Genomic DNA, 13,991 nt, shown 5'->3' on the forward strand with positions numbered 1-13,991 from the left:
AAAGAAGCATATTTTGCGCTCAAACCGGAAGAATCGACGGCATGCGACTTCTCGACCTACCCCTCACGTCTTCCCTGTCCCTCCACCCGGAAGCGCCAGCCCGTATCCGCAACGGCGCCGAAGCCCTGCTCGACACGCTGGTCGAGTGCGGCGTTGACACCATCTTCGGCTACCCCGGCGGTGCGGCGCTGCCGCTGTACGACGCGCTGCACGGCGAGCCGAGGCTGCGCCACGTGCTGGTGCGCCACGAACAGGCGGCCGTGCATGCCGCCGAGGGCTATGCGCGCAGCACCGGCCGCGTGGGCGTGGTGCTCGTTACCTCGGGGCCGGGCGTGGGCAACACCATCACCGGGCTGCTCGATGCGATGAGCGATTCGGTGCCGGTGCTGTGCATCAGCGGGCAGGTGGCCACCGCCGTCATCGGCACGCAGGCATTCCAGGAGAGCGATGCGCTCGGCATGTCGCGCCCGGTGACGAAGTGGAACCGCCAGGTGCGCGCGGCCGACGACGTGCCCGCGCTGGTGCGGCGCGCGCTGGAAATCGCCACCACCGGCCGCCCGGGACCGGTGCTGCTCGACGTGCCGAAGGACATCCAGCTCGACCGGCTGGGCAGGGCGCCCGAGCCTTCGCCGCTGCGCGCGCTGCGCACGAGCCGCACCGCGCTGCCGCCGAAGGCCATGATGCAGCGCGCGGCCGACCTGCTCTCGACCGCGCGCCGGCCCGTCATCTACGGTGGCGGCGGGCTGGTCAATTCAGGACCGGCCGCCTGCGAGGCCTTCACGAAGCTGGTGAACCTGATGCATGCGCCGTGCACGCTCACACTGATGGGGCTGGGCGCGTTTCCGGCGTCGGACCCGAAGTTCATAGGCATGCTGGGCATGCACGGCATGCTCGAAGCCAACCTCGCGATGCACGAGGCCGACCTCGTAGTGTGCGTCGGCGCGCGCTTCGACGACCGCGTGACCGGCAAGCTCGACGAGTTCTGTCCGCACGCGCGCAAGATCCACATCGACATCGACCCCGGCAGCATCAACAAGGTGGTGCACGTGGACGTGCCGATGGTGGGCGATTGCGCGGTGATCCTCGATGGCCTGCTGGCGCTGCTCCCGGCCGAGGGCTTCGCGCCCGGGCGGCTCGCGCCATGGTGGGAGCGCATCGAGCGCTGGCGCGCCGTCGACTGCCTGGCCTTCGAGCCGCGCGAGGATTCGATCCTGCCGCAGCAGCTGATGTCTTCGCTGCAGTGCGCCATCGCCGGCCGCGACGCCATCGTGTCGACCGACGTGGGCCAGCACCAGATGTGGGCCGCGCAGTACCTGCGCTTCGACAGTCCGCGCCACTGGCTCACGTCCGGTGGCGCCGGGACCATGGGCTACGGGCTGCCCGCGGCCATCGGCGCGCAGATCGGCCACCCCGAGGCGCTGACCGTGTGCGTGAGCGGCGATGCCTCGGTGCTCATGAACATCCAGGAGCTGTCGACGGCCGTGCAGCACCGCGCGCCGGTGAAGCTGGTGCTGTGCAACAACGGCTACATGGGCATGGTGCGGCAATGGCAGGAGCTGAACCACGGCAACCGCCTGAGCCACAGCTGGAACGAGGCGCTGCCCGATTTCGTGGCGCTGGCAAAGGCTTTCGGCTGGGGCGCGCGGCGGGTGTCGGACCCGGCCGAGCTGGAAGGCGCGCTGGCTGAATGCCTGGCGAGCGAAGGGCCGTTCTTTCTCGACGTGCAGGTCGCGGCGCAGGAGAACTGCTTTCCGATGATGCCGTCGGGGCATGGGCACCACCGGGTGATGCTCGCGAAGGACCGGTGGTACGAAGAAGTGTGAGGTGCTGCCCCCTCTCCCGGAGAGGACGGCAAGCTCGAGGCTGCCGCGAAGCACATGCACGCCCACCTGAGCCGCGCCAGCGACATCCTGGAGCGCCGCGTGATGGGCGAGCTGGATGGGCAGCGGGCCTAGCCGCTGCACAACGAAAAAATCAGCGCACCTTGCGCTGCCCCGGGGCCTGCGGCTTGCGGCCGGCCAGCGCCTGCAGCGGCGCGCACCCCGAGAGCTCCTGCGAGCCCACGTTCAACAGCGGCAGCAGCGCCGCGGCCGGCGCCAATGCGCCCAATGCAACCGCGGCCCCCAGCTTGAGCGCGACGGCACCCTTGTCGACGCCGACATCGGGATTCTTGAAGGTTCCGTTGACGTAAAGCGGCGAGCGCAAGGAGATGACGCGCAGCGCCTTGTTGCGTGGCTGGATCTCGAGCGCCAGCTGTTCGCTGGACAGATTGATCTGCCCGCTCACATTGACGACCGACTCATCGGTGTCCAGCACGAAGGCGCGGGTCTGCATGATGCCCTGCGTCACCCGGAAATCGCTCGCAAGACAGTTGAGTTGCACCTGCCTGTCGCCGAACAGCTTGGTCGCCACCACGCTGCCGATGTTCAACCCCATCGCCTCGAGCAGGAACTTGCTCATCGTTCCCTGGCTGACCTGCGCCTTCACCTCGCCGCTGGAGGTGCCGAGCAAGGCTGCAACCGAGTTGCCGCTGGCGGACAGCGCCGCATCGCCACCGACTTCCCCCAGGCTGGCCTGCATCGTGTCCAGCGTCGGAAAGAGTTCCTTGATCTTGAGGCGGCGCGCCGAGAGTTGCAGATTCGCGCGAATGGGATCCTGCCGGCCGTCGAGCTTTGCGGTCGCGGCCAGATGGCCGCCGGCAACGCCGAAGCTCAAGGGCGTGAGCGACAGCACGCTGTCCTTGAGGTGCAGGTCCGCAACTAGGTTGTCGATGGGCAGGTTCCTGGTGTGCAGGATCTTGCGGCCGGCGAACTTGACCTCCGCGTCGATGCTTCCCCAGCTCGCCGTGTCGAACTTTTCCACGGGCAGCACCTTGCCTGCCGGCTGGACAGCCGCGGCGCCTCGCCTGGCCTTGTTGGCGTTGGAGTCGGCACCGATCAACGGTGCCAGATCCTCCAGCCGCAGCTGGTTGGACTGCACCTGCCCGCGCAACAGCGGCCGCGGCTGCTGCGAGATGTATTCGAGCGTGCCGGCAATGTCGCTGGCCCCCACGCTTCCCTTGAAGCCTTCGTACAGCCAGCGGCCGCCGCCCTTGCCGAGCGTGCCGACCAGATGGCCTTCGGTGCTGAACGGGGGCGTGTTGGGCAGCGTGATGCCCGTGATCGGGTACAGGTGTGCCATGCTGGCGCCCGAGAGCTTGAGCCGCAGGTCCAGCGCCGCCAGCGCGTCGGGCTTGGTCAGCGTGCCCGCGACATCGATGCGTGTCATGCCGATCTGCACGCCGGCCTGCAACGGATAAGGCCTGGTGTCCTGCTGCAGCGAAAGCACCGCGCCGGCCTTGCCGCTGCCGCGCAGCGGGGTCTGGCGAAACGTGCCGCTGAGCTTCCAGCCCATGCCATAGCCCTCCGGGCTTTCCTCGGGCAGGCTGTCGATGTCGACCTTGAAATCGACCTTGGCCACCGCATCGGTGAGTTTCACCGTGCCCTGGTTCAGCACCAGCCGTTGCAGATCCAGTTTCCAGCGCGAGGGGGCGGTGTTGCCGGAAGCCAGTGTCCAGTTGTTCTTGCCGTCGGCGGTTCGCTCGAGGGACAGGACAGGGCCCACGAGTTCCAGCGTGGGGATCCGGATCGTGTGATCCAGCAGGGGCAGCGGGTTCAGCGAGAACGTCAGCTGCTCGATCTCGGCCATGTGCGGGCCGGTCTTGCCCCATTCGGCATTGCCCAGGGTGATGTTCTGCGCACGCAGCCTCGGCCAGGGCACCCAGCGGCGCCAGCCTGTTTCAGCGCGAGGGCGGTCCCACTCCAGGACCAGGTCGCCCTGGATCGCGAAGGGGCGCCCGGTGGCTTCGCTGACGCGCTGATGGATCCACGGCTTGGCACGGTTCCAGTCGAAGGTCAGGATGGCCGCGAAGCCGATGGCCACGATGCCCAGCAAGAAGAGCAGGGCCCAACCCGCCAGGCGAGGGCGGCGTATCGAGGCCATCATGTCTGGCTCGTCACCAGCGCCGGGTCCAGCAGCCGCACCCGGTGATCGATGTAGTAGCCGCCGAACTCGGTGTAGCGCAGCACCAGCCTGCCGCAGGCGTTGCAGCGAAACACGTCGCAGCGGTTGAAAGGAAAGTGCCGCACCGAGATCGGCGCGTCGGGCGAGTCGTAGCGCGTGCCGCCGGGATGCCACTCCTCGAAGGTCGGCTCGGCGATGTCCTCGTCGCGCAGCGTGCCGACTTTCTGCATCAGCGCCTGCGGCCAGCGCTCTTCGGTGATGCTTTCCCACGCGGCGGCCCGGTGAAGCCCGCACGCGCAGGCTTCTGCTGCGGCCGCGGGTTCGGTGGTTGCGGCGAGTTGCTTCAATTCGGACGCGTCCAGGGGGCGCTTCGAGGCGGGGGCTGTAGAGGCTGGAGTGTTCATGACCGCTCCAGTCTACGCAAGCCCGGGCGGCCGCGGCATCTTCAGCGGCGAGGCGTGATGTTCAGCGTGGCGCAAAAATCGCAGAAGGCCTCGAGCTGCAGCGACTTGTCGAACACCGCAGTCCCGATGGCGCCGTCGGAGGTTGTCGCGGTGCCGATCACATTGCAGATGCAGTGGGCATGCTCTTCGCGCTCGCGGGAACCCATTCCTCCAACGTGACTTCCAGCGTCATGCAGATGGGATTGGCGCCTGCCACAAAAGGCCCTCCGAACACACGGCCTTCGGTATCTGCAACCACGCCGGACAGGCTCGCGCGCAACGAGCCGTCGCTCTGACTTCTTACTTCCCCAGCCAGACTCACGATCTCCACAGCCGGCCCTTTGATCGTCAGATATTTACCGTCGAGCGTCCCGAAACATCCATCGACAAGACTGCCCAGCGCGCCCCGCACGAAGGCGTGCCTGAAGCCCTCCAGCAGGCAGAGCTTTTCAATGCCGCCGACGAGATCCTCGTTCGGGGCGATGCGCGCATAGGCCACCCGGCCCATGGTTCCGCTTTCGACGCTGGTGATCTCAGTCATGGGATTCTTTCGGCATGGGTTTCAGCAGAGGGATGTTGGTTTCGGCGTCGAAGTCGACGCGCAGTTCGAAGCCATCGAGCGAGGTGACGAGAACGGTGATCGGCAACGGGCCAACGATGCATGCCTCGGTCACCATGTGCCCACCGCGCACGGCACCGTCACTGGTACGCAGCGCTGCATGGCAGTGCACGATGGGGCTGCCGCTCTGGCGCTTGCCGATCGTGGCGTTGCCGAAGATCATCGCGGCCTGGCCGATCGAACGTGGCTTGCTGTACGCGATTACCGCCTGTCCCGTCGGGTCCGGTGGTGCGACGCAGTAGGAGATCTGCTCGAAATAGCCGCCCAGGATCGTGGTGGAGGCGCTTTCAATGCCTCGCTCCCGCAACGGTTGCAGCAGCGCATCGAAAAGGCTCTGGCCCGGCTGCAGGCTCAGCCGCAGATGGCGCGCACCCGGTGAATGCCGGGACTGGATACGAACTGGGTTGAAGGTCCCTGGATGCACCAGCGTGCGCGGCCGCCCCGCGTAGGGCAATGTGCTGGTGTTCATCATGCGACCAGCTCCTTGATCTCGCCGCTCGCCAAAAGCTGTTGCCGCACGTCCTTCTTCGTGATCTTTCCGTAGCCGGACTTGGGCAAGGCGTCCCAGAAAAAGAAGTGCTGCGGCCAGCGGTAACGTGCGCAGCGGCCATCCAGATGAGCGAGCAGCGCCGGCGCGTCGACCTCGGGCACGCCGGGTCGCCGAACGACGACGGCCACACCAATTTCACCCCACTTGGGGTCGGGCATGCCCAGCACCGCCACTTCCTGCACACCCGGATGCTGCAGCAGTACCTCCTCTACCTCTCGCGGATAGACATTGGACCCGCCCGAGATGTACATGTCGGACTCGCGGCCGGTGATGTAGAGCAGTCCGCGCGCGTCGAGGCGACCCAGGTCCCCGGTATGGAACCAGCCGCCGCGCAGCGCCTGCGCCGTTGCTCTCGCGTTGCCGTGGTAACCCGAGAAGACGGCGGGCCCGCGGCAGCAGATTTCTCCCACGGTGCCCTCGGGCACGCGCTGCAGGTCCTTGTCGAGGATCGCCACCTCCATGCCGGTGCGCGGGCGCCCGCAGGTCCCGGCCGGTGCATTCGGGTCGTCGTCTTCGATGGAGTGCATCTCAGGCGGCAGCACCGTGATGCAGCCGGTGACTTCGCCGAGCCCGAAGTACTGGACCAGTACCTTGCCGAGTTTGCGCAAGGCGAGCTTCTGGTCGGCGCGGTACATCGGCGCGCCCGCATAGATCACGTAGCGCAACGACTTGTGGTCGTAGTGATCGACCGCTGGATGCTCCACCAGCATCTTGACGATCGTTGGCACCGTGAAGAAATTGCTCACGCGGTGCGTCTGTACAAGCTGCCAGAAGTTCTCGGGATCGAGGCGGTCGCCCACCGGCAGCACCGTCGCCGCACCGCGCGCCACGTTGAGCAGCGCGTGAATGCCCGCGCCGTGCGACAGCGGTGCTACTGCGATCGAACAGTCCTTCTCGGTGGTGCCGGGAATCAGGTCGGCCAGGTGGTTGGTCACCACGAAGGCCATCTGGCCGTGCGTCAGCACGCCGGCCTTCGGCTTGCCCGTGGTGCCGGAGGTATAGAAGAACCAGAGCGGATCGTCGTGATCGACCGCGGCCTCGTCCGGCGAATTGCCAAGCGACGCCTCGACAAGCGCTTCGTACGACGATTCGCCGGCACGCGGCGCGCCGATGCAGACGAGGTGCTTGAGCTGGCCGGATGCCTCGCGCACCGCATCCGCGTGTGCGGCGAAATCGCTCTCGTAGATCATGGCGGCCGCACCGCTCGACGCACCCAGATAGGCGACCTCCGGCGGCGTCAGCCGAAAATTCGTCGGAACCCAGACGCAGCCGAGCCGGAAGGCCGCCCAGCAACTCTCGAACAGCTGGAGGTTGTTGCGCGACTGCACGAGGATGCGGTCACCCTTCTTGAGTCCCCGCTTCTGCAGTGCGCTGGCCATCGCGTCAACGCGCGCGTCGATCTCCGACCATGTCCAGCGGTGCTCGCCGTGGATCAGTCCATGGTGCTCCGGAAACAAGCGGGCCGTCTGCCGCAGCAGTTGCCCGAGATTCATCACTGCTGCGGAGTTCATGCTGTCTCCAGCACGCTCAGGTAGTTGGTGACCGCCGCGCCGCCCATGTTGAACACCGCGCCGCGCCGCGCTTCGGGAATCTGCATGGCACCGGCCTGTCCGGCGAGTTGCATCGCCATCATCACGTGCTGTGAAACGCCGGTGGCGCCGATGGGATGGCCTCGCGACTTGAGGCCGCCCGACGGGTTGACCGGCAGCCGTCCGTCCTTGGCAGTCACGCCGTCGCGGATGACGCGCGCGCCCTGGCCGTGGGATGCAAGGCCCATGGCTTCGTACTGGAGCAGTTCTGCGATGGTGAAACAGTCGTGCGTCTCCACCACGTCGAGGCCGTCGAGCGTGAGGCCGGCGGCATCGAGGCCCTGCGCCCACGCCCTCGCGGCGCCTTCGAAGCGCGTACGGTCGCGCAGGCTCAGCGGCAGGAAGTCGTTGACCTGGGTGCGCGACTTCCAGCGCACGGCGGGTACGGCCGCACCGGCAATGGGTTCCATCGACAGCACCAGTGCCGCGGCGCCATCGGACACCAGCGAGCAGTCGGAGCGCTTGAGCGGTCCGGAGACAAAGGGGTTCCTGTCGGAGGGATTGCGGCAGAAGTCGTAGCCAAGATCCCGCTTCATGTGGGCATAGGGGTTGTCCACGCCGTTGCGGTGATTCTTGGCCGAGATGGCGGCCAGCGCATCCGACTGGTCGCCGAAACGCGCGAAATACTCGCCGGCGATTTCCCCGAATACACCGGCGAAGCCACCGGGCTTGCCACCTTCTTCCTTCACATAGGAGCACTTCAGAAGCACTTCGCCGATCTGCGCATTCGGCAGCGTGTTCATCTTCTCGAAGCCGACCACGAGCACCCGCTTCATGCGGCCGCTCTCCAATGCGTCGAGCGCGCCCCAGATCGCCGCCGACCCCGTGGCGCACGCATTCTCCATGCGCACCGCGGGCGTGAAGCGCAAAGCGGGAATCGCCACGCCGGCCAGGGAGGCACTGAAATCCTGCGGTACGAAGCCGGCGTTGAAAGTGCCAATGAAGACGCCATCGATGTCCTCCGGAGCGAGCCCCGCGCTCTGCAACGCAGGCAGCGCGGCATCGCGCAAGAGTTGCTCGAGGTCGATGCCGTCGAGCTTGCCAAACGGGGTGTGGCCCCAGCCGATGATGTGTGGTGTAGTCATGTTGAACCTGGGTTGCGGCATGGTGATGCCTGGGGGTGGAAGAGCCTTGCGGCCCTGGGAAACACTGATGACTGCGCCGCGCTCAGGCGTCGAGCAAGTGCGGCTGCACGATGCCGAGCTTGATCATTCGGCGGTAGATGGTGGTGCGCGCGGCATTGAACTCCTCGGCGGTGCGCGAGACGTTCCATCGATTGCGGCGCAGGCTTGCGAGAAGCGCGGTCCGCTCGTCGTGCGGCGGTGCTTCCGCGGTCGCCTCGTGGCGAGGTGCCTGGTCCGCGGCTTGGGCTTCGGTGCTGCAGTTCTCCAGCGCCGCCAGGATGTCGTCGCTGCGGACCACGGGAGCGTCGGCCAGCCAGGCCGCCGTTGTCAGCACCTGCTTGAGCTGGCGCACATTGCCGGGCCATGGCAGGCCTTCGAGCAGGCGGCAGGCGCAAGGCGTGAGGTTCACGCGGCCATGCGTTCCGGTGTCGATTGCCGTCGCAAGGCGTGCGGCGAGCGCCCCGATGTCGCGGCGCTGCCGCAGCGCTGGGAGCGTGACGGTCAGCCCCTGCAGCCGGAACATCAGGTCCTCGCGGAATGCGCCATGGCGCACCTGCTCGACCAGGTTCCGGTGCGTGGCGCTGACCACACGGAAATCGGTCTTCACCGCAACCTCCGCACCGACGGGGCGCACCTCCTGCTCGGCCAGCACGCGCAACAGGCGGGCCTGCAGGGCGAGCGGCATGTCGCCGATCTCGTCGAGGAAAAGCGTGCCGCCATCGGCCTGCTGAAGCAGGCCGCGCGCGCCTCTTGCGCTGGCTCCCGTAAAAGCGCCGGCGCGGTAGCCGAACAACTCGCTCTCGATCAGCCCCTCCGGGATCGACGCGCAGTTGATGCCGATGAACGGTCCGCCGGCGCGAGCGCTCGCCTGGTGAACGGCACGCGCGAACAACTCCTTGCCGGTGCCGGTCTCCCCGTGCAACAGGATGGGGACCGTCGAGCGCGATGCCCGCGCCAGGCGGTGCACCGAAGCCGCGATGGCCGGGTCGCCCAGGTCGAGCGCTGCGAACGGACCCGCCTCATCCTCCGGTCTCCCGCCTGACGGCGGAGCGTCATGAACCCCGGCCGTCGGCCTGCTGGATGTCGTGGCACTGAGCATCGTGTTGTCTCCTTGATCATGCTTTTGGCATTTTTTTCGCCTGCACGGGATGGCCGGTAGGCCGGTGCAGGATTCGCTCTTGGAGTGAATTCTAGGAAATGACGTACATTTGGATAAGTCTTAAATTTGTATTGATTGATCTGAAATTCAGATGGAACTAAGACATCTTCGTGTGTTGATTGCTGTGGCCGAGGAACTGCATTTCGGGCGAGCCGCCAAGCGCCTCAACCTGTCCCAGCCACCGGTCAGCCTGGCAATCAGGGAGCTCGAAGACGAGCTGGGGGTGCGTCTGTTTGAGCGCACTTCCCGGCACATCGAGATCACGCCTGCCGGCGAGGAAGCATTGCGCGATGCACGCGCCGTGCTGGGGCGCACGGAATCGCTGCGCGAGCACGCGCGCAACGCTTCGCGGGGCGGCAGCGGTTCGCTGTCGATCGGATTCATCAGCCTGGCGGCCTATTCGTTCTTGCCTGCGGTGCTGCGACGCTTCGCAGCCGAATACCCTGGGGTCAAGATCGCGCTGCACGAATCCACCACGGACCGCATTCCGTCCGATGTCGAGAACGGATCGCTGGACGTGGGCTGCCATTTCGTATCGCCGTCGCTTCCGGCCAGCCTGTCCTATCGCGCCACGGACAACGACGCACTGGTGGTGGCGCTGCCTGAGCAGCACCCGATGGCCGGGCAAAAGCGAGTGTCGCTTGCGAAGCTCGCCGACGAGCAATTCCTGGTGTTCGAGCGGCACCATGGGCCGATCATGTTCGACACAGTGGTCTCGGCATGCCGCCAGCATGGATTCAGCCCGCGCATCTTTCCGGCGCGACAGATGCACACCATCATCAGCCTCGTGTCCGGCGGCATCGGTGTCGCGCTCGTCCCCGACTGTGTGCAGGTCATGCGGCGGGAGGGCGTGGTCTACCGCCCGCTGAGCGGCGAGCGTACGCGGATCGAGACCGGGGTGTGCTGGAGGACCGACGATGACTCCCCGGTGCTGCGGGCTTTCCTGTCCCACCTGCCGAGGATCCGCACCACGGTCGCGAAGGTGGGGACAGCGCCGAAGGGGTGAGGCCGCAGTTCAGGCAACGCGTTGCAGTGCCGTGCGATACAGCGCTGACCGCTGCACGTAGTCGCGCGCCCCTTCCGCCAGGGCATGCACATGGTCGGGGTCAAGTTGGCGCAAGACCTTGGCTGGGGCACCCACGATGAGCGAGTGATCCGGGAAGACCTTGCCTTCGGTCACCACCGCACCGGCCGCGACCAGGCAGTGGCGGCCGATCACCGCGCCGTTGAGCACCACGGCCTGGATGCCGATCAGGGAGCCTTCGCCCACGGTGCAGCCGTGCAGCATGGCCTGGTGACCGATGGTGACGCCGCTTCCGACGCGCAAGGGAAATCCCTTGTCGTTGTGCAGCACGGCGCCTTCCTGCACGTTGCTGCCATCGCCGATCTCGATGGGCTCGTTGTCCGCGCGCAGCACCGCTTGCGGCCACACGCTGGTGTCACGCCCCAGCGTGACGCGGCCGATGACGGTCGCGGTTTCGGCGACGTAGGCGGATTGATCCACCACGGGCGCATGTCCGTCTAACGAATAAATGGCCATGGACCCCTCTTGAATTTGTTCACAGCAAGCCGATCGAGATCCACGGAATGGCGGCGACCACCACCACCCCGATGGCGAGCGCGATCATGTAGCCGACGATCGGGCGAATGCCCTTGTCCGGGTTGACGCGGCCGATGGCGCACGCCGCGTAGTACCCGACGCCCAGTGGCGGCGCGAACAACCCCAGCCCCATAGAGAGCACCACGACCATCGCGTAGTGCACCTCATGCACCCCCAGTTGCTGCGCGATGGGAAACACCAGCGGTCCCAGCAGGACAATCGCGGGAATGCCTTCGAGCACGGACCCGAGCAGTATGAAGGTGACGATGGTGACTGCCAGGAACATCGGCACGCCGCCGGGCAGCGTGCCCATCATCTCGGCCAGCGAGCGCGAGAACCCGGATTGCGTCAGGCCCCAGGCCATGGCGGTCGCCGTGCCGATGATGAAGAGGATGGCTCCGGAGAGCGAGGCGGTGGCCACCAGCATCGGCCCAAGCCGCTTCCAGTCGAACTGCCGATAGATGAGCAGACCCGCGACAACGGAGTAGGCAATGCCCAGTGTCGAGACCTCGGTGGCGGTCGCCACGCCCTCGACGACGGCGGCACGGATCACGAAGGGCAGTGCCAGCGCAGGAAATGCGATCGCGAACAACTTGGTGACCTGGCCCCAACCCATGCGCCGGACATGGCTCAGGTCCTCGTGGCGATAGCGGAACCAGACCACCACGCAGAGAAACAGCCCCAGCACCAAGGCCGGCAGCAGCCCGCCGGTAAAGAGCGCGGCAATCGACACGCCGGTGACCGACCCGATCGTGATCAGCACCAGGCTCGGCGGCACGGTTTCGGTCTGCGCGCCCGTTGCGGACAGCAATGCCACCAGTTCGCCTTCGTCCGCGCCGCGCTTCTTCATTTCCGGGAAGAGTGCCGGCGCGATGGCGGCCATGTCCGCCGCCTTGGAACCCGAGATGCCGGAAACCAGGTACATCGCACCCACCAGCACATAGGACAGCCCACCCTTCGCATGTCCGAGCAATCCGGCAAGAAAGGCCACCATGGCGCGCGCCATGCCGGTCATCTCGATCAGCAGGCCGAGGAACACGAAGAGCGGCACCGCCAGCAGGATCAGGTGGGACATGCCCTCGTCCATCCGCCCCACCATGACCGGCAGCGGCGTGCCCGTGGCGAGCGCCAGGTAGCCGAAGGTGCCGAGGCCGAAGGCGAACGCAATGGGGATGCCTGCGAACACGCACCCTGCCGCCACACCGACGAAGAAGATCAGCAGGTTGATGCGGCCGAGATCCTCGAAAACCGGCTGCGCGAGCCAGAACGCGCCCGCAATCATGCCCACGACCGCCAGGGCCTGCACGCCCTGCATGGGCGTCGCGTACTTCAGAAGCCTGAGGACGGCGAAGAGCGCCATCAATGCGATGCCGATCGGCAATGCCGCTGCGCGCCACGCATTGGAGATGCTCAGTGCCGGCGTCGTGATCGCCGCTTCGTCGGTGGCGAACTCCCACGCCGGATGCAAGACCATGGCCAGGAAAGCCAAGCAGGCACAGGTGGCGATCGCCTCCAGCAGCGCCGCCTTTTGCGGACCGACGCTGCTCACGATGGCCGTCATGCGCATGTGTTCGCCTTTGCGCAGCGCCACGACGGCGCCCAGCATCGCGAGCCACAGAAACAGGATCGACGACAGTTCGTCGGACCAGATCAGAGGCGTATGCAGAATGAAGCGCGCAAAGACGCCCGCGAACAGGATGACGATCTCGGCCAGGACCAGCAATGCGACCGGTACTTCGACGAGGACGCCAAGCGCATTGTCCAACTTAGTGACCCACGGGCGCTCCTGGGGGGCCGTCAGCGTGGAGTGCAGGTGCAAGTCCACCGTGCGGGTCGGCTGGCCGCCGGAGTCGTTGATGACATGGTTTGCCATGACGCTTACGCCATCTTCTTGGTACTGCGCTCGAGGATCGCCCACGCCTCCTCGCCGAACTTCGCCTTCCACTCGCTGTAGAAGCCGGCCTCCCGCAACCGCGCGCGGAAGGAGTCCGGCTTGGCTTCGTTGAAAACCATCCCCTTTGATGCCAGTTCCTTCTGCAGCGTCGCGTTCAATTCGGCGACGTCCGCGCGCTGCTTCATGCCGGCGGCATTGATGTGCTTGGCGACAATGGCGCGTACATCAGGTGGCAGCTTTTCCCAGGCTTTCTTGTTGGCCAGGAACCAGAAACCGTCCCACATGTGGTTGGTCAGCGAACAGAATTTCTGGACTTCGTTGAACTTCGCGGTGGAGACGATCGCCATCGGGTTTTCCTGGCCGTCCACCACCTTGGTCTGCAACGCGGTATAGACCTCGCCGAAGTTGATCGAGGTCGGCGCGGCGCCAAGCGCCTTGAACATCGAAGTCCATAGCGGGGAGACCGGCACGCGGATCTTGAAGGCCTTCAGGTCATCGGCATTGACGATCGGCTTGCTCGAGGACGTGATTTGGCGGAACCCGTTGTCCCAGATCTTTTCCATGACGACCAGGTTTGCCTTCTCGATTTCCTTGCGGACATGCGCGCCCAGTTCGCCGTCGAGGGCCTTCCACACGGCGTCGTAGTCGTCGAACGCAAAGCCGATGCCGGTGATCGACGCGGCGGGAACCAGCGTCGCCAGGATCAAGCCCGACAGCGTGAAGAACTCGACGCCGCCCGAACGGACCTGGGCAAGGGTGTCGGTGTCGGAGCCGAGCTGTCCACTGGGAAAGATCTGCAGGTCGACGCGTCCGTTCGTCTCCGCGGCAATGGCCACGGCCATTTCCTTCGCCCGGATGTTCATCGGGTGCGACAGCGGAAGGTTGTTTGCGTACTTGAGCGTGTACTGGGCTTTCTGGGCATGGGCGCGTCCCGACATTGCCAGGGCAGGAAGGGCGACGGCGCTGGCGGCGCCGTAGGTCAAGAGATTGCGGCGGGTGATGGTCATGGTT

Annotated in this window: 12 protein-coding genes; 2 read left to right on the plus strand and 10 right to left on the minus strand. The window is 66.1% G+C overall.

Going from position 1 to position 13,991, the window contains the following annotated elements:
* Positions 1-41 precede the first annotated feature (41 nt).
* Positions 42-1,823, plus strand: a complete 1,782-nt coding sequence (ilvB, locus tag ACEOAB_RS11300; RefSeq protein WP_495653733.1) for a biosynthetic-type acetolactate synthase large subunit — start codon at positions 42-44, stop codon at positions 1,821-1,823.
* A gap of 151 nt (positions 1,824-1,974) precedes the next feature.
* On the opposite strand, the gene ACEOAB_RS11305 is transcribed toward ilvB, so the two are convergent.
* From ACEOAB_RS11305 to ACEOAB_RS11335, 7 genes are all read right to left on the minus strand, one after another.
* Positions 1,975-3,984 carry an AsmA family protein gene (locus ACEOAB_RS11305; protein ID WP_413749210.1) on the minus strand — a complete coding sequence of 670 codons (2,010 nt, stop codon included), beginning with the start codon at positions 3,982-3,984 and terminating at the stop codon, positions 1,975-1,977.
* Positions 3,981-4,406: a hypothetical protein gene (locus tag ACEOAB_RS11310; protein ID WP_056599435.1), complete on the minus strand. Its 426-nt coding sequence runs from the start codon at positions 4,404-4,406 to the stop codon at positions 3,981-3,983. Before ACEOAB_RS11310 ends, ACEOAB_RS11305 begins: the two co-directional genes overlap by 4 nt.
* A gap of 157 nt (positions 4,407-4,563) precedes the next feature.
* Entirely contained in the window at positions 4,564-4,986 is a 423-nt protein-coding gene (locus tag ACEOAB_RS11315; protein WP_413749209.1) for a PPC domain-containing DNA-binding protein, read from the minus strand.
* Positions 4,979-5,536, minus strand: coding sequence for a PPC domain-containing DNA-binding protein (locus ACEOAB_RS11320; RefSeq protein WP_413749208.1), 558 nt, complete (start codon positions 5,534-5,536; stop codon positions 4,979-4,981). Before ACEOAB_RS11320 ends, ACEOAB_RS11315 begins: the two co-directional genes overlap by 8 nt.
* The gene (locus ACEOAB_RS11325; protein WP_495653734.1) at positions 5,533-7,125 is read right to left on the minus strand and encodes an acyl-CoA synthetase; all 1,593 of its coding nucleotides are present in this window, start codon (positions 7,123-7,125) and stop codon (positions 5,533-5,535) included. Before ACEOAB_RS11325 ends, ACEOAB_RS11320 begins: the two co-directional genes overlap by 4 nt.
* Positions 7,122-8,288: an acetyl-CoA acetyltransferase gene (locus ACEOAB_RS11330; RefSeq protein WP_413749206.1), complete on the minus strand. Its 1,167-nt coding sequence runs from the start codon at positions 8,286-8,288 to the stop codon at positions 7,122-7,124. Before ACEOAB_RS11330 ends, ACEOAB_RS11325 begins: the two co-directional genes overlap by 4 nt.
* A gap of 82 nt (positions 8,289-8,370) precedes the next feature.
* A complete protein-coding gene (locus tag ACEOAB_RS11335) occupies positions 8,371-9,426 on the minus strand; it encodes a sigma-54 interaction domain-containing protein (RefSeq protein ID WP_495653735.1) in 1,056 nt (351 codons plus the stop codon).
* Positions 9,427-9,577: 151 nt separating this feature from the next.
* Here ACEOAB_RS11335 and ACEOAB_RS11340 point away from each other — a divergent pair, with 151 nt between their 5' ends.
* Positions 9,578-10,492, plus strand: coding sequence for a LysR family transcriptional regulator (locus ACEOAB_RS11340; protein WP_413749204.1), 915 nt, complete (start codon positions 9,578-9,580; stop codon positions 10,490-10,492).
* Between the two features lie 9 nt (positions 10,493-10,501).
* Here ACEOAB_RS11340 and ACEOAB_RS11345 read toward each other — a convergent pair whose 3' ends face one another.
* From ACEOAB_RS11345 to ACEOAB_RS11355, 3 genes are read right to left on the minus strand one after another with little or no spacing between them, the layout of a single operon-like run.
* Entirely contained in the window at positions 10,502-11,026 is a 525-nt protein-coding gene (locus ACEOAB_RS11345) for a gamma carbonic anhydrase family protein (protein WP_413749203.1), read from the minus strand.
* Positions 11,027-11,045: 19 nt separating this feature from the next.
* Positions 11,046-12,959: a TRAP transporter large permease gene (locus ACEOAB_RS11350; protein WP_413749213.1), complete on the minus strand. Its 1,914-nt coding sequence runs from the start codon at positions 12,957-12,959 to the stop codon at positions 11,046-11,048.
* Between the two features lie 5 nt (positions 12,960-12,964).
* Positions 12,965-13,987, minus strand: a complete 1,023-nt coding sequence (locus tag ACEOAB_RS11355) for a TRAP transporter substrate-binding protein (RefSeq protein WP_413749202.1) — start codon at positions 13,985-13,987, stop codon at positions 12,965-12,967.
* Positions 13,988-13,991 lie beyond the last annotated feature (4 nt).

It is taken from the genome of Variovorax sp. Varisp53, from assembly GCF_059491555.1.

What these genes read in the sequence shown, in the direction of transcription:
- ilvB (WP_495653733.1), top strand. Translation starts at nt 42, where the DNA reads ATGCGACTTCTCGACCTACCCCTCACGTCTTCCCTGTCCCTCCACCCG.
- ACEOAB_RS11305 (WP_413749210.1), bottom strand. Translation starts at nt 3,984, where the DNA reads ATGATGGCCTCGATACGCCGCCCTCGCCTGGCGGGTTGGGCCCTGCTC.
- ACEOAB_RS11310 (WP_056599435.1), bottom strand. Translation starts at nt 4,406, where the DNA reads ATGAACACTCCAGCCTCTACAGCCCCCGCCTCGAAGCGCCCCCTGGAC.
- ACEOAB_RS11315 (WP_413749209.1), bottom strand. Translation starts at nt 4,986, where the DNA reads ATGACTGAGATCACCAGCGTCGAAAGCGGAACCATGGGCCGGGTGGCC.
- ACEOAB_RS11320 (WP_413749208.1), bottom strand. Translation starts at nt 5,536, where the DNA reads ATGATGAACACCAGCACATTGCCCTACGCGGGGCGGCCGCGCACGCTG.
- ACEOAB_RS11325 (WP_495653734.1), bottom strand. Translation starts at nt 7,125, where the DNA reads ATGAACTCCGCAGCAGTGATGAATCTCGGGCAACTGCTGCGGCAGACG.
- ACEOAB_RS11330 (WP_413749206.1), bottom strand. Translation starts at nt 8,288, where the DNA reads ATGACTACACCACACATCATCGGCTGGGGCCACACCCCGTTTGGCAAG.
- ACEOAB_RS11335 (WP_495653735.1), bottom strand. Translation starts at nt 9,426, where the DNA reads ATGCTCAGTGCCACGACATCCAGCAGGCCGACGGCCGGGGTTCATGAC.
- ACEOAB_RS11340 (WP_413749204.1), top strand. Translation starts at nt 9,578, where the DNA reads ATGGAACTAAGACATCTTCGTGTGTTGATTGCTGTGGCCGAGGAACTG.
- ACEOAB_RS11345 (WP_413749203.1), bottom strand. Translation starts at nt 11,026, where the DNA reads ATGGCCATTTATTCGTTAGACGGACATGCGCCCGTGGTGGATCAATCC.
- ACEOAB_RS11350 (WP_413749213.1), bottom strand. Translation starts at nt 12,959, where the DNA reads ATGGCAAACCATGTCATCAACGACTCCGGCGGCCAGCCGACCCGCACG.
- ACEOAB_RS11355 (WP_413749202.1), bottom strand. Translation starts at nt 13,987, where the DNA reads ATGACCATCACCCGCCGCAATCTCTTGACCTACGGCGCCGCCAGCGCC.